11 protein-coding genes are annotated in these 14884 nt (G+C 72.4%); 4 read left to right on the forward strand and 7 right to left on the reverse strand.

All coding sequences use genetic code 11. The features are described from left to right. The first annotated feature begins 20 nt into the window (after positions 1 to 20). Genes wecC through AC0QU1_RS07110 form a run of 4 tightly spaced genes read left to right on the forward strand, consistent with a single transcriptional unit; the run spans position 21 to position 6758 of the window. A complete protein-coding gene (wecC, locus tag AC0QU1_RS07095) occupies positions 21 to 1271 on the forward strand; it encodes a UDP-N-acetyl-D-mannosamine dehydrogenase (protein ID WP_483575458.1) in 1251 nt (416 codons plus the stop codon). 52 nt (positions 1272 to 1323) lie between these two features. Next, positions 1324 to 4170, forward strand: coding sequence for a glycosyltransferase family 2 protein (locus AC0QU1_RS07100; RefSeq protein WP_483575460.1), 2847 nt, complete (start codon positions 1324 to 1326; stop codon positions 4168 to 4170). Further along, the gene (locus AC0QU1_RS07105) at positions 4167 to 5696 is read left to right on the forward strand and encodes a polysaccharide pyruvyl transferase family protein (protein WP_483575461.1); all 1530 of its coding nucleotides are present in this window, start codon (positions 4167 to 4169) and stop codon (positions 5694 to 5696) included. The genes AC0QU1_RS07100 and AC0QU1_RS07105 overlap by 4 nt, the downstream gene beginning before the upstream one ends. A 3-nt stretch (positions 5697 to 5699) precedes the next feature. Further along, positions 5700 to 6758, forward strand: a complete 1059-nt coding sequence (locus AC0QU1_RS07110) for a glycosyltransferase (protein WP_483575463.1) — start codon at positions 5700 to 5702, stop codon at positions 6756 to 6758. A 26-nt stretch (positions 6759 to 6784) separates the two neighbouring features. Here the strand turns inward: AC0QU1_RS07110 and AC0QU1_RS07115 are convergent, their stop codons facing one another. The 7 genes from AC0QU1_RS07115 to AC0QU1_RS07145 are packed head-to-tail and all read right to left on the reverse strand — an operon-like array spanning position 6785 to position 14633. Beyond that, positions 6785 to 7309: an acyltransferase gene (locus tag AC0QU1_RS07115; protein WP_483575464.1), complete on the reverse strand. Its 525-nt coding sequence runs from the start codon at positions 7307 to 7309 to the stop codon at positions 6785 to 6787. 1 nt (position 7310) lies between these two features. Continuing rightward, a complete protein-coding gene (locus AC0QU1_RS07120; RefSeq protein WP_483616425.1) occupies positions 7311 to 8555 on the reverse strand; it encodes a DUF6270 domain-containing protein in 1245 nt (414 codons plus the stop codon). A 32-nt stretch (positions 8556 to 8587) separates the two neighbouring features. Further along, a complete protein-coding gene (wecB, locus tag AC0QU1_RS07125; protein ID WP_483576645.1) occupies positions 8588 to 9763 on the reverse strand; it encodes a non-hydrolyzing UDP-N-acetylglucosamine 2-epimerase in 1176 nt (391 codons plus the stop codon). 14 nt (positions 9764 to 9777) lie between these two features. Further along, positions 9778 to 10908, reverse strand: a complete 1131-nt coding sequence (locus tag AC0QU1_RS07130) for an ABC transporter ATP-binding protein (RefSeq protein ID WP_483575468.1) — start codon at positions 10906 to 10908, stop codon at positions 9778 to 9780. Continuing rightward, on the reverse strand, positions 10898 to 11800 hold the full coding sequence (locus tag AC0QU1_RS07135) for an ABC transporter permease (protein WP_483575470.1): 903 nt from the start codon (positions 11798 to 11800) through the stop codon (positions 10898 to 10900). Before AC0QU1_RS07135 ends, AC0QU1_RS07130 begins: the two co-directional genes overlap by 11 nt. Continuing rightward, positions 11797 to 13569, reverse strand: coding sequence for a glycosyltransferase (locus tag AC0QU1_RS07140; RefSeq protein WP_483575471.1), 1773 nt, complete (start codon positions 13567 to 13569; stop codon positions 11797 to 11799). The genes AC0QU1_RS07135 and AC0QU1_RS07140 overlap by 4 nt, the downstream gene beginning before the upstream one ends. Beyond that, complete coding sequence (locus tag AC0QU1_RS07145) at positions 13569 to 14633, reverse strand: glycosyltransferase family 4 protein (RefSeq protein ID WP_483575473.1); 1065 nt, start codon at positions 14631 to 14633, stop codon at positions 13569 to 13571. The genes AC0QU1_RS07140 and AC0QU1_RS07145 overlap by 1 nt, the downstream gene beginning before the upstream one ends. Positions 14634 to 14884: the final 251 nt, after the last annotated feature.

Consider the following 14884-nt stretch of genomic DNA (forward strand, 5'->3'; position numbering starts at 1 on the left):
ACGCAAGAAAGAGAGAACCCATGGGAATCAGCACCGTCGCGGTGGTCGGGCTCGGGTACATCGGCCTGCCGACGGCAGCGATCCTTGCCGCCAACGGGGTTCCGGTGACGGGCGTCGACGTGAGTTCCGCGACGGTGAGCGCGGTCAACCGGGGCCAGGTGCCCTTCGTCGAACCGGGCCTGGCCGGATACGTATCAGACGCCGTGTCCGCCGGCCGACTGCGCGCGGTGTCCGCGCCCGAACCGGCCGACGCGTACATCGTGGCCGTGCCCACGCCGTTCGCGGATGACCACAAGCCGGATCTCTCGTACATCAGGTCGGCTGCCGAGTCGCTCGCGCCGGTGTTGCGCGGCGGCGAGCTGGTCGTCCTCGAGTCCACCTCCCCGCCGGGGACCACGCAGCGCATGGCGGACTGGGTCCTGGACCTCCGGCCCGACCTCAGCCTCGACGGTTCGGGCGGCCGCCCCGCCGTCCACTTCGCGCACTGCCCGGAGCGGGTGCTGCCCGGCCGGGCCATGGTGGAGCTGGTCACGAACGACCGCATCGTGGGCGGGCTCACCCCGGAGGCGGCGCAGCGGGCGCGGGAACTCTACCAGGTGTTCTGCCAGGGCGAGATCCTGCTGACCGACGCCGTGACCGCGGAGACGGCCAAGCTCGCCGAGAACTCGTTCCGCGACGTGAACATCGCGTTCGCGAACGAGCTGTCGCTCGTCGCCGACCGCCTCGACCTCGACGTCTGGGAGCTCATCCGGCTCGCTAACCACCACCCGCGGGTGAACATCCTGCAGCCGGGGCCTGGTGTGGGTGGGCACTGCATCGCCGTCGACCCGTGGTTCATCGTGGACGCGGCGCCCGAGGAGGCGCGGCTGATCCGGACGGCGCGCGAGGTCAACGACGCCAAGCCGCGCTGGGTGCTGCACAAGGTGCTCGACGCCGTGGCCGGTATCGAGTCCCCGGTGATCGCGGCCTACGGGTTGGCGTTCAAGCCGAACATCGACGACCTGCGGGAGTCTCCCGCCGTCGAGGTCGTTCGCGACCTGGCGACGACGTTCCCGCAGGCGAGAGTGATCGCCGTCGAGCCGAACGTCGACGAGCTGCCCCCCGCGCTCGCCGGGCTGCCCAACGTGCACCTCGTCGGCGTGGAGGAGGCGCTCGCCGGAGCCGACGCGTCCGTGCTGCTCGTGGATCACACGGTGTTCCGGCCGGTGGCGGAGCGGCTCGCGGGGAAGAACGTCATCGACACGCGCGGGATGACGGCGAGCGTGCACTGAAGCAGCGGCGCCCCCGACCCGTGAGCGAACCTCGAAAGGAAGCACAGCAATCGTGACCACCCGTGCCGCAGGCTCCGAGCCGGCCCTCTCCGTGGTGATCCCTACCTACAACGTGGAGCCGTGGCTGGACGACTGCTTGAACAGCCTCCTGGCCCAGGATCTCGAACAGGAGATCATCGTGGTCCTCGACGGGCCGACCGACGGTTCGGCGCACATCGCACGAGAGTTCCGGGACCGCTATCCGAGCGTCTCTCTCGTCGAGAACGAGAGCAACCTGGGTCCGGGGGCGGCCCGCAACGCGGGGTTGCGCCGAGCGCGTGGGCGATACATCACGTTCCCCGACAGCGACGACGTGGTGCCCCCGGGGGCGTACCCGGCGATGGTCGCCTCGCTCGAGCGAACGGGTTCGGACTTCGTCACGGCCCGGGCGGACGAGTTCGGCCGGAAGAACGGGCGTACGCGCTACTGGACCCTGCAGCACGACGTCTACGACACGGGCGCCGAGCGCACGACGCTGGCCGAGCATCCCGAGCTGATCTACGACCACACGGTGTGGACAAAGGTCTACCGCACGGACTTCCTGCGCGAGCAGGGGATCACGTGGCCGGAGGGCACCCTGTGCGAGGACGTGGTGCCGTGCACGACGTCGTACACCCGCGCGAGCTCGATCGACGTGCTGCCTCGTACCGTCTACCTCTACCGCCGTAGGCCGGGCTCCATCACGACGACCCTCGACGCGCAGGACGTGCTCGCCGACTGGGCGCGGCAGACGGCCGAGGCGCTCCGGATCGTGCGCGAGTCGGGCAACGTCGCGGCGCTGCAGGTGTTCGTCGAGAAGATCATGGTCTACGAGGTGAGCAACCGGGTCGGCCCGCTGCGGGAGGCGACCGACGGCGCGGTCCGGGAGCTGGCGCTTGCGGTGATCCGCGACGTGGTCGGACTTGCCGAGGCGAGCACCCTGAGGCGGGTTCCCGGCACGATCCTTCAGACGACGTGCCGGGTCCTCGCGGGCGGCGGCGAGGTCGCCGGCGGCGCCGAGGTCGTCGGCGGCGCCGAGGACGAGGCAGGCGACCTCTCGACGGTGCCGGAGGTGCTGCTCCGTGCGCTGGGCCGGCTCGGCGGATCCGCAGAGGCGGCGGGCCGGGAATCGGGTCCCGCACCGGCGCTGTCCGTGATCCTTCCGACGCACGACGTGGCTCCCTGGGTCGACGAGTGCATCCGGTCGGTCCTCGTGCAGGACATGGCTGACTTCGAGCTGATCTGCGTCGACGACCACTCGACGGACGGCACCTGGGAGAAGCTGCGGGCCTGGGCCGCCCGCGACCCTCGCGTGGTCGTCACGCGCAACCCCGGGCAGGGTGGCGCCCAGGCCCGCAACGCAGGCATCGAGCTCGCCACGGGAACCTACCTCGCCTTCTGCGACGGGGACGACCTCGTGCCTCGCGGCGCGTACGGCACCATGCTCGCCACGGCGACGTCGAGCGGCGCGGACGTGACCATCGGCGGCTTCCAGAAGTTCTACGCGTCGACCACCTGGAGCAACCTGCGCGAGTACGGTCTCGACCGGCCGCACCGGCGGACCACCATCGACCTGGTTCCTCGGCTCGTGCGCAACCGGACGTGCTGGAACCGCCTCGTCCGGCGCGACTTCTGGACGCGCCACCGGCTGCACTTCCCCACCACCCCGCGGGGCAACGACATCGCGCCGATGTCGATGGCATTGCGGCGGGCCGGGCACCTGGCGATCACCCCCGAGATCGTCTACCACTATCGCGCTCGTCCCGGCTCGTCGTCGATGACGGCGTCGCTGGGCAGCGTCGCCTCCGCCGTGGGCTATCTCGCCCAGGAGCGGGTGTGCGCCGTCGTGCTGGCAGAGGACCCCGCGTCGGACCTCGCCCGCGAGTACTGGCACATGGCCCTCGGGGTGGACGGCTGGTCGACGGTGGGCAAGCTGCTCGGTGCCGACGTGGATCGCTTCACCCCGCTGGAGCGAGAGGCCGTGGCCTCCGCGATCACCGACCTGCTCGTGCTCGCCCCGCCGCAGGCGCTCCGGCGGATCGGAGCACGCAGGGCGCTGATCTACCACCTGATGTCCCTGGGTGACCTCGAGAGTGCGCGGCGGGTGTGGCTCCGTGAGACCAAGGCCGTCGACAAGCACGCGACGGAGACGATCGCGGGGGTGGTGGCAGCTCTGACGACGGGCCTGGACTCCGCCCTCGACCGCGAGACCGCTGCCCGGGTGTTCCACGCCGATGTGCTGCGTCCGTTCATGGACCGGAGCGTGCCGTGGGAGGACGACCTGGCCGACCTCGTCCTCCGCCTCGTCGTCCGCTCCGGGCTGGGCGTGGCGGACGTGGTGACTCCTGGGGCCAAGGAGGAGCGGGTCTTCCGCGCCATGATGACTGGTGACCGTGACACGCTGTGGCGCCAGGTCACCCACGACTCGTGGCGGTTCCTGCCCCGGTTCAGGGCCGAGGTCACCGGCGTGAAGGGCCGTACCGTCACGCTGCGCGGGGAAGCGGTCCCCGACGAGGTCGTGCTCCACCGGCTCGAGGCCGTGGGCAGGCGGGGGCGGCAGGGCGACCGGCGCGTCCGCGTCATCGGCGACCTGGTGACCGGGGCCCGCGGCTGGCGGATGGACGCGGACCTGTCGCGGCTGGAGGCGGGCTGGGACTGGCAGGCGCGCGTGATTGCGGAGGACGCCCTGGGCCGGGTGGATGTGCCGCTGCACCTCACGTGGTCCTCCGGCTCCGCGACCAGTGCGGTCCGGCCGCTCTCTCCGGACGGCGCCGTCGGTGGGTTCCGGACGTACAAGAGCGGCGTGGCGCGCCTCGCGCGCGCCGTCGAGTGGCGCGTGGAACGGGCACGCAAGGCGGGCTCCAAGGGGGTACGACGGTGACGGTCGAGCAGAGCGCGCCGACCAGGGGTGCGACGACCTTGGTCTCCGGTGTGCCCGTGGTCCACTGGAACCCCGTGCGGGACGGCGCGCCGGTGGCGAACTTCGGCGACCTGCTCGGACCGGCCCTGGTGGCGCGGATCGTCGCGGGCGCCGACCCGCTGCCCGATGGCGAGCCGCCCCGGACGCTGGTCTCCGTCGGATCCATCGCGCACCTGGCGCCGCAGGACTCCGTGATCTGGGGTACCGGCGTGAACGGCAAGGTGCTGCCGGACCGTGGCACGCTCCCCGCGTCGCTCGACGTGCGGTCCGTGCGAGGCCCGTGGACCCGCCGTTATCTGCGCTGGCTCGGCCACGACGTGCCGGAGGTCTACGGCGATCCCGCGCTGCTCGTCGCGTACCTGATGCCGGAGCTGGTCCAGGCCGCTCGGGTGCCGCGACACGATACGCTGTTCGTGCCGAACATCAACGACCTGGACGAGCTCTCGGCACAGGCCCGGACGCTTGGGGTGCTCGTGCAGGAACCGTGCGAGCAGCTCTACTCGGTGCTCGCACGGATCGCGACGAGCCGGTTCGTCATCGGGTCCTCCCTGCACGCGGTGGTCGTCGCCGAGTCGCTGGGTGTCTCGGCACGGTTCGTACGGTCGGTGCACGAGCACCCGTTCAAGTACCGCGACTACCTCGCCGGCACCGGCCGCTGGACCGAGCCCGTGGCGGCGACGGTCGCCGAGGCGCTGGCGATGGGCCCCATGCCGGAGCCCCGGTACGACGCCGAGGCGATCCTGGACGCGTTCCCGTACGACCTCTGGTCACCGAGGCCGGTCGGCGCTGCCCGGCGCGCCGCGGTGCCGGCCGCGCGGCAGGCACCGGACACGGCGCCTGCCGAAGAGGCGTCCCCGGACCGCGGCCTCGGCGACGCCGAGTGGGTCGCGGCGCTCGCCGACGGCGTCACGACGGAGCTGAGAGCCGCCAGGTACGAGACCCACCTGCGGGAGGCGGTCGGCTCGGCTGCGGCCGGCGGTTCGACTGCCGGCGTACGCCGCTTGATCGATCTGCGCCGATGGGTCAGCTCAGAGGTGCGGTCCGAACAGCTCGCTGCCGACGTCCGCGATGCCGACCGGGCCGCGTTCGCCGGCTCCGTCGACCGCTTTCTCGCTGCGTCACGTCGCGCCGGAGAGGGGCTGACGGCTCGGGCCTACGCCGTGTTCCGGCAGCCCAGCTCCTCGGTGGTCAGCCTGGCCGTACGTCTGGTGGACTCGGCCCGCGCCATCGACGAGGTCCGCCTGCTCAACGGCGGCGAGGCCGTCGTCGTCCCCGGTCTGCTCCTGCCGGACGGCGGTGCTCAGATCGACCTCGATGTCGTGGTGCCGGGCGCCTGGGGGGACCCGGCAGCGGCGGACCTCCGGCTCGACGTCGTGTTCGGCGACGGCGCGACGGAGTCGACGAGGCTGAGCTGGGTGGACGAGGTGCCGCGCCTGGGAGCGGTACGAGCGCAGAACACGATCCCCGCCGGCCAGGAAGGTGCCTGATCGATGCCGCAGATCTACCCGTTCCCGTACTGGACGACGAACCCCTACCTCAACATGCTCTACCTGGAGGCACGAGCCACGGGCTGGCAGGTCCGAGGGCGCTGGCGCTACGGCGAGCTGATCGACGACCTGGGAAAGCTCGAACCCGGTGACATCGCCCACGTGCACTGGACGGGGCCCATCTCGGACGGTGTGCGGAACGCCGCCGACTTCCGGGCTCGCATCCGCTCCCTCGACGCGGCGCTCGCCCGGGCTGTCGCGCGCGGTGTGCGCGTCTTCTGGACGGTGCACAACACCGTTGCCCACGATGCCAAGTACCTCGCCGAGGAGGTCGAGCTCGCCGAGGTCCTGGCCCACCGCGCTGAGAAGATCGTCATCCTCAACTCGCAGACGGTGGCCGTGGCGGCCGAGCACTACGCGCTCCCCGTCGAGAAGGTGCATCGCCTCCGCCACGCGAGCTACCAGGGGCTCTATCCGGAAGCAACCGGTCGGCGCGTGGCGCGGCGGGCGCTGGGCATACCGTGGGGAGCCAAGGTCGTCGGTATCGTCGGCGGGCTGCGTCCCTACAAGGGCGTCGGCACGCTGCTCCGCGCGGCAGACCTGCTCGCCGCGCGGCACGCGCAGGTGGCGGTGCTCCTGGCGGGCAAGACGGAACCCGCCGCGATGCGCGAGATCGAGGGTGCGCTTCCGAGGGAGGTCGCCGTGTACCGCCGGCACACCGAGCTCAGCGACGCCGAGGTGGTGCAGTGGTCGTCCGCGTGCGACGTCCTCGCCTTCCCCTACACCCGCATCCTCAACTCGGGCAGCATGCTGCTCGCGTCGACGGTCGGTGTGCCGAGCGTCGTGCCTGCCGAGCCCCACCTCGTGGCCGACTACGGGGACCAGGCGTGGGTCGAGTTCTTCGAGCCCGACGCCGAGGACCGGCCGGCAGCGCTGGCCGAGGCGATCGAGCGGTCCTTCGACGGGGACGGCGGAGCCCGGGCGCGGGCGGCACGGGAGTACGCGGAGTCCTACACGATGTACGACATGGCCTCGGACTTCGTCGACCTGCTCGCCTCCTGAGCCGCCCGGCGGACGCCGTCGTCCGGTCACCGTGCCGGCGGGCCGCCGTCCTCAGCGGTGTCCACCGCGACGGGTCCGTCGTCGGCGGGCGCCTCCAGCGGGAGCTCGCGGACCACTCTCGCCGGCACGCCGGCGACGACGGTGTTCGCTGGCACGTCCTTGGTGACGACCGAACCGGCGGCGACCACGGCGCCGTCCCCGATGGTGACGCCCGCGAGGATGGTCACCGACGCGCCGATCCAGCACCCGGAACCGATGGTGATCCCGTCCCAGCGCACGGGTCCGGCTCGGCGCCACGCCGGGCCGATCGAGTGGGTGTCGGACACGATGCGGGTGAACGGGCCGATGGCGGTCCGGGGTCCGATCACCGTGTTCGGGCGGATGTACACGCCGCGGTTGAGGTAGACGTCATGGCCGATCGTCACCGGGCCGGTGATGTCCACGTCCCTGGTGATACGGGTCATCGCCCCCACGGTGATGGTGCGCTCACCGGAGTGCGCGAGGGTGGCGGAACCGTCGATCTTGACGTCGTTCCCGAGGACGAGTGCCATGTCAGGCGAACGCCCGCGCCGCGCCGGGCCGGAGGAAGGCCGCCGGCGTGAGCTGGTCGAGAGGCGGCCTGCCCTCCTGCTCGATCGCCCGCCGCGCCTTCTGGATCGCGGTTACCAGCTTCTTGATCACGGTGTCGTCGACCACCTCGTCGACCATTCCCGCACGGGTGTAGAACACCCGGTCGGCCTTGTCGGGGATCTCCTTGAACGGGATGTCTCCCGCTGCCAGCAGCGCCCTGAGGTAGGGCAGGTACTGACTGTCCCGCACGACGAGGTTCACCTCGCACGTGTTGTTCCTGGCGTAGATGTCGAAGCCGAAGGTGATGCCCTGCGCGACGAAGTCGTGGGCAGAGGTGTAGTTCCGCCAGACCGCATGCTTCGTCCACCCGCCGGGAAGCTCCGTGCGGAGCGCCGCGCACACGGCCGCGAGCTGGTTCGCCCGCAGCTTGTCCAAGGGAACGCCATCACGGGACGCCGCCTGGCTGCCGGCCGCCTGCGCGGGCAGGTCTGCCGTACGCGTCCGGGTCGCACCGGCGCCCCAGACCACCCGCCCCTCGCTGCCGGTCAGGCGCCGCACCACCTCCAGGTACACCTTCTCCGCGTAGTGGAACGGGGCGTCCCCCCACGGGTGGTGCGGTCCGGAGACGACCTCGGACGGCTCCATCGAGACGACGTGCGCGCCCAGCGCCTGCGCGGCCACCTGGACGTAGGGCCGGAAGACCGAGTTGGCGTCCGCTGCCCGCATCCCGAAGCTGTCCGGCGTCTGCGCGCCGCTCTCCGACCACTCGGCCCACGCGATGTCGAGCAGCACGGTCGTGGCCTGTGGCGCGTAGTGCTGGATGCGCTCGCCGATGTACTTCACCGCGGTGCTCCAGTACTCGAAGTGCTGCTGGGTGCCGAACGCGATGTGCTGGGTGCCCTGGGGCAGGTACTGCTCCGCACCGGACTCGATGAGCTCCACCGAGCGGGTCACCATGGAGCCGTCAGGCAGCAGGTACACCCCGAGCCGCTCGTCCGTCAGGTCCACGAGCACCAGGTCCGTGGCCGAGCCGTGCGTCGCCAGCAGCGAGCGGAGGCTGGACGAGAAGTCGCCGGCCACCATCCGCTGCTGGAACCGGGACTCCAGCGTGGGCGGGGCCACCAGCTCCACCGGTTTCGTGTACGCGCTGAGCACGGACTGCCGGGCCACGTACTCGACCAGCTCGAACTCCTCGGGACCGAAGTGCTCGAACGTGTCCCGCGACACGCACGAACCGTAGATAAACACCCTGGTCTTGCTCATGCTCCACCCTCTGCCGTCACGGCGGTCAGTTCTTCGTCCAGGTCGAGGTCCGGCAGCATGCCGGCCACCTCGAGCGCCAGCAGACGCGCCGTCGCGTCCAGCACCCGGCCCGCGCTGCGTCCGTCGCCGTACGGGTTGACGGCCTGCGCCATGGCTGCGTAGGCCGCTTCGTTGGTCAGGAGCCGGTTCACCTCGGCGACTATGCGGTCCTCGTCCGTGCCGATCAGCCGGGCGGTGCCGGCCTCGACCGCCTCGGGACGCTCGGTGTTCTCGCGCATGACGAGCACGGGCTTGCCCAGGCTCGGCGCCTCCTCCTGGAGCCCGCCCGAGTCGGTGAGCACCAGCGTGGACAGCGACAGCAGGTGCGTGAACTCGCCGTAGCCGAGCGGCTCGGTCACCGTCACGTTCGCCAGCCCGTCGAGGTACGGCAGAACGGCGTCGCGCACCACGGGGTTCCGGTGCACCGGCAGCACGACCTCGACGTCGGGGAACCGCCGGGCGATCCGTGCCACGGCACGGCCCACGCGCTCCGTCGCGGCACCCCAGTTCTCCCGGCGGTGGGTGGTGACCAGCAGGGTGCGGCGCCCCGACGCCGCGACCCGCTCGACGGCGGGGTCGGTGAACGCCGTGCGGCGCTCGACGGCGAGGTGCAGGGCGTCGATCACGGTGTTCCCGGTGACGACGATGTTCTCCAGCGGCACGCCCTCCGCCACCAGGTTGGCCAGGCTGCGCAGGGTTGGCGCGAGGTGCAGCGCGGCGATCTGCGAGGTGATCTTGCGGTTCGCCTCCTCAGGGAACGGCGACGTGATGTCGCCGCTGCGCAGCCCAGCCTCCAGGTGCACCACCGGGATCCGCCGGAAGAACGCGGCCAGGGCGGCGGCAGTCGACGTCGAGGTGTCACCCTGCACGATGACGACGTCCGGCCGGCGCGCCTCCAGGATCGGGTCGAGCCGGGACATGACCCGCGCGAAGATCTGACCGAGCGTCTGGCCGGGGCTCATCACGTCGAGGTCGTGGTCCGGCACGATCCCGAAGACCTCGTTGACCTGGTCCAGCATCTCCCGGTGCTGGCCGGTCACCACGGTCACGGACTCGAACCGGTCGTCGGCCTCCAGCGCCGTGATGACGGGCGCCACCTTGACGGCCTCGGGGCGTGTCCCGTAGACCGTCATGACGAGCGGGCGGCTCACAGGTCGCCCCGTTCCGCGCGCAGGGCCGCTGCTCGCGCCGCGGCGGCCCTGGCCTGCCTGGCGTCGCGCCCTGTCGGCCGCGCATGCCGCTCCCGCACGCGCCCCTTGGCGGGTTCGGGCGCGTCGAACCGCACCTGCGTCTCCCGGCGCTCCGCGAACGCTTCCTCCAGGACCCGCCTGGCCTCGTCGGGCTTGTCCTTGGCGAAGGCCCAGGCCCACTTGCGGTAGCGGACGGCGACGTCCTGCGCCTCGCCGTCGAGCACCAGGCGGCCGTGGTGCAGCCAGAGGGCGCGGGTGCAGGACTCCTCGATGGTCTGGGCGGCGTGGCTCACCAGGAACACCGTTCCGGCCTGCTCGCGCAGCCTGGCCATCCGCGCCTCGCTGCGCTCCTTGAAGGCGGCGTCGCCGGTCGCCAGGGCCTCGTCGATGAGCAGGATGTGCGGGCGTGCCGCCGTCGCGATGGCGAAGCGCAGGCGCGCCGCCATGCCCGAGGAGTAGGTGCGCATGGGCAGGTAGATCGACTTGCCCAGGCCCGCCAGCTCGATGACGTCGGGGATCGCGGCCTGTGCCTCGGCGGGGGACAGCCCCATGGCCAGGCAGCCGAGGCGCACGTTCTCCTCGCCGGGCAGGTCGGGGACCAGGGCGGCGTTCACGCCGATGAGCACGGGGGTGCTCTCGGCCAGCACCTGGCCCTTGGTGGGCTTCTCCAGGCCGGCGATGATCCGCAGGAGCGTGCTCTTGCCGGAGCCGTTCTGGCCCACGAGGCCGATCTGCTCGCCGGAGTGGGCGACGAACGAGATGTCCGTGAGCGCGCGGACCGTCACCTTGGGCTCCTGACCCAGGACATTGAGCGCCGCGCGCCTCACCTTGGCGCGGCGGCCGCTGGCCGTGTCCGTCGACGGCGTCCGGTAGAACATCCGCAGGTCCTGGACGGCCACGGTGGGCCACAGCACGGGGGTGCCCCCGGACCGCGGTGCGACGGCGGTGAGCTGGCCGGTGTGCGGCGGCGCCTGCACCGACATGGGGATCGCCCCGGAGACGGGACCCTGGGCGGGCAGCGGGGCGGACGTGGGGCGGCTGGGACCGAGCGACGAGGGCGGCATGGGGTAGTCGAGGTCAGCGGCCATAGCTCTCCTCCGCCCGCCAGAAGACGACGAACCCGACCAGCAGCGTGCCGACGGCCCAGCCGCCGAGCACCGCCCAGCGCGCCGGGTCGGGTGTGTTCGCGTACAGGACGCAGTCCCGCACGATGTCGAGCACGATGAACATCGGGTTCGACTCGAGCCAGACCTGCAGCTCGGGGTTGTCGGCCAGCAGATGGTCGAACGAGAAGAAGACCGCCGACCCGTACAGCCAGACCCGCATCGCCATGCCGATGAGGTTGGTGATGTCCGGCAGCGCCGCGGCCCAGCGGGCCACCAGGAGCGCGAGGCCCGTGGTGAACATGACCTGGAGCGCCAGGGCGGCCACCACGAGTGCGATGCGCCAGGTGTACTCCTCGGCCGGCGGCACGAGGTAGATCAGCGCGGCGAGCGTCAGCAGCGTGGGGCCGAGGTTGAGGAGGTTGCGCAGCACCACGGAGATCGGCAGCGCAGCGCGCGGGAACGTGAACGCCCGGATCAGGTTCTTGCCCTGCTGCACGGAGCGTGCGCCGCCGTTGATCGACTGGGTGGTGAACTGGAACAGGAACACGCCGATCAGCAGGTATCCGACGAAGTTGTCGACGCTGCGCTCGTTCTTCATGAGCAGCCCGAACACCAGGTAGTAGACGGCGCCGTCGATCAGGGGGTTCAGCACCAGCCAGGCCTTGCCCAGCAGGCTCTGCCGCGTCCCGCTGGCCACCTTGGCGCGCGCGTCCGCCCACAGGAAGTGCCGGCGTGCCCACAGGAGCCGCACGTACTGCCCCAGCGGCGGCCGTGCTCCCACGCGCGACAGGTTGCCGAGCGTCACCAGCTTGGTCGTCGTCGGCGAGGCGTCGAACAGGGCCGCGTACGAACCGGTCTCCGGTCCCGCGCTCATGCCGTCACCCCCAGGCACTTCCGGTAGACGCCCAGGTAGATCTCCGCGTTGCGCACCCATGTCCTCTCGGTAGCCACCCCGTGGCCGAGCGTCACCAGATCGGTCCGTCGGCCGACGTCGGCCAGGAGAGCGCCGACGGTGTCGGCCCAGCCCTCCAGGTCGTCGGCCTCGACGTGCAGTCCCGCACCACCCGCCGCCTCGACGAGCGCGGGCAGCGCGCTCGCGACCACCGGCCGGCCCACCGCCATCGCCTCGACGGGCTTCAGGGGCGTCACCAGCCGCGTCACCTCGTGGTCGCGCCGGGGCACCAGCACGACGTCGAGGGCGGCCAGCCAGGTCAGTGCGACGTCGGGCGGCACCCGGCCGGGGAGTACCACGTGGTCGGCAACGCCTAGCTCGCGGGCGAGCCGGGCCAGGCCCGGCCGCGAGACGCCGTCGCCCACCAGGAGCCCCGTCACGTCGTGACCGCGCGCACGGAGCGTGGCGACCGTGCGGACCACGGTCTCCAGGCCCTCGTAGTCGACGAGGCTGCTCACGGTCCCGATGGCGGGGCCGGAGGGCAGACCCAGGGCCGCGCGCGCCGCCTCTGGCGTGGGGTGGTGCGCCGTGAGCAGGGCGTCCGGCACGGCGTTCGGTACCACGGTGATGTGCCCGGCGGGCACGCCGCGCGCCACGAGCGCGTCGCGCATGGTGCCGCTGAGCGTCACCACCGCGTCGGCGGTCAGCGCCAGCTCGGTCTCCTTCGCCTGCATCAGGGTCCGACGGCGGGACGCCGCCGCCCGCGCCCGCGCCTCCGCCGTACCGTGCGCGGCGACCCAGGTCTCCTCCGGCAGCCCGCGGACCTCGTAGACCCACGGGATCCCGGCGCGCCGTGCCGCCGCCCGGGCCAGCGACCCGACCGCGGACGGCGTGGTGGTGTGCAGCACGTCCGCCCCGGCCTCGCGCGCGGCCTCGACCAGGAGGTCGGTCTCCTGCACGGCGCGGCGTGCGGCGTCCCGCTCCGCGCGCGCCGGCACCAGGCGGCGGTAGGCGATGCCGTCCACGACGTCAGTACCGCGCGCCGCGAGCGACCCGATGGTCAGCGGGTAGCCGGGTCGCGTCGTCGCAGACACGGTTAGGCCGCCGGCGCGCTGCGCCACGAGGATCGCGTGCGAGCGCAGCGTGTAGCCGCTCTGCGTGTGCGGCAGCGAGTTGGTCAGGTGGTGCAGCACGGTGACGACGCCGGCGCGGCCACCTGCGGGAGCGTTCCCATCGCCGGGCCGTGCCCGGTCGCCGGCCGTGGTGTCGCGGCCGGCGGCCTGCCGGGGAGGTGTGTCCCGGCTGTCCGGCCGCAGCTCGGCCACCTGGGCGCGGAGCCCGGCCGGAGCGTCCGGCCCGATCGCGTCGACGTCGCCGAGCAGCCAGGCGGCGCGGTCGCGCGCCGGACCGGCCCCCGCGGCGCCGTCGACCAGCTCGGGGCGGCTCACCGCCACGGCGACCTCGGCCGCCAGGCGACGGCCGCGGCCGTCGGAACGGGCCAGGAGCTGTTCGGCCTCGCGTGCCGCGCCCGCGGTGTCGCCCGCGAGCATTCGACCGAGCGCATGTCCCGCCGACGGTGCCGGTGCGAGGCCCAGCGCCCCGACCAGCGGCCGGCGGAGGCGCTCCGGAGCCCGCCGGGCGGCCTGCACGGCGAGCCACAGCGGATCCTCGACGGCGGTGCGGGCCACGAACGACGTGGTGTAGCGAAGGTTGCGCGCGAGCTCGCCCGCGCGCTGGAACGGACGTGCCATCAGTACCGCGCCCCCGGGTCGGCGGCCTCGGGCAGCAGCGGGTGGGGGAGCAGCTCGTCGAGCAGCCCGGCGTAGCGGTGGCCCAGGACGTCGTCGCTCGCATGCTCCGCCACCCAGGCGGCGGCGTCGGGAGAGGCGGCGGGCACCACGCCGTCGGACAGCCAGCCGCACCACAGGTCGGCGAGGCCGTCGACGTCGCCGGGGCGGACGACGGCGCCCGCGCCGTTCGCCGAGACGAGGCTGGCCGCCTCGCCCGCGAGGCATGCTGAGGCGACCACGCCGGAGGCCATGACCTCGTACAGCTTGGACGGCACGGTCCACCTGAACGGGGCCCAGTCGCGCAGCGAGACGATCACAGTGTCGGCCCAGGCGTAGAGGTCGCGCACCTGTGTGGACGGGACGGACGGCTCGACCCGGACCGGCGCGCCGAGCTCGGCCGCCAGGTCCCGGAGCGGGGCCAGCTCGTTGCCGTGACCCACGATCCGCACGTCGATCGCGTGCCCGCGCTCCTGCACCAGCGCGGCGGCACGGACCACGACGTCCAGGCCCTGCGACCGGCCGACGGTGCCCGCGTACACGACGCGCAGCGGACGATCGCCCAGGACGACCGGACCGTGCTCGCGGACCGGCTCGAATGCCGTGCCGTTACGTACCACCGCGACATTCCGGACGCCGCGTGAGCGGAGCACCTCCGCGAAGGCGGCTGTGGTCGTGACCACGAGGTCGGCCCGAGCCTGCAGCCGCGTGACGGTGCGGTGGACCGTGCGGGCGGCGAGGTCGCGGAGCACACGGCGTACGCCGCCCGCGCGGCCCCGGCGCAGGAGGATGCCGCTGGGCTCGATGAGATCGGGCCAGGCGTCCCGCATCTCCACGACCAGCCGGGCGTGGTGCCAGCGGGCCAGCGCCCAGCCGGCGACGATGCTCGGGATCCCGGGGACGGTGGCGATCACGACGGCGGGCTGGCCGGCCGACGGCCGCGCGCCGCGCAGCACCGAGCTCACCGCGGCGACCACCTGGTCGGAGACGCGGGAACCGAGCGCGTGAGAATGCTCTCGGAAGTTCACCCGGATGATCTTTTCTCCATGGTCCCCCCGAGTCACCGAACCGGGCAGGAAATGGGGTGAATAATGGGTGATCTTTCCCGATGGGTAGTGCGGTGGAGGGGCGAGCACCGTGAGGGGATAACCGGCGGGTACGAGGTGCCCGGCCAGAGCGGACCACCGCCTCTGCGGGGCTCCCGTCTCGGGTGCGTAGTGGTGTGTCACGAGGAGAATCGCGCGGTTCTGCTGCCGTCTGACGCGTGCGACCACGCTGA

Source organism: Promicromonospora noduliphila (genome assembly GCF_056951025.1).

What these genes read in the sequence shown, in the direction of transcription:
- wecC (WP_483575458.1), top strand. Translation starts at nt 21, where the DNA reads ATGGGAATCAGCACCGTCGCGGTGGTCGGGCTCGGGTACATCGGCCTG.
- AC0QU1_RS07110 (WP_483575463.1), top strand. Translation starts at nt 5,700, where the DNA reads ATGCCGCAGATCTACCCGTTCCCGTACTGGACGACGAACCCCTACCTC.
- AC0QU1_RS07115 (WP_483575464.1), bottom strand. Translation starts at nt 7,309, where the DNA reads ATGGCACTCGTCCTCGGGAACGACGTCAAGATCGACGGTTCCGCCACC.
- wecB (WP_483576645.1), bottom strand. Translation starts at nt 9,763, where the DNA reads ATGACGGTCTACGGGACACGCCCCGAGGCCGTCAAGGTGGCGCCCGTC.
- AC0QU1_RS07130 (WP_483575468.1), bottom strand. Translation starts at nt 10,908, where the DNA reads ATGGCCGCTGACCTCGACTACCCCATGCCGCCCTCGTCGCTCGGTCCC.
- AC0QU1_RS07135 (WP_483575470.1), bottom strand. Translation starts at nt 11,800, where the DNA reads ATGAGCGCGGGACCGGAGACCGGTTCGTACGCGGCCCTGTTCGACGCC.
- AC0QU1_RS07140 (WP_483575471.1), bottom strand. Translation starts at nt 13,569, where the DNA reads ATGGCACGTCCGTTCCAGCGCGCGGGCGAGCTCGCGCGCAACCTTCGC.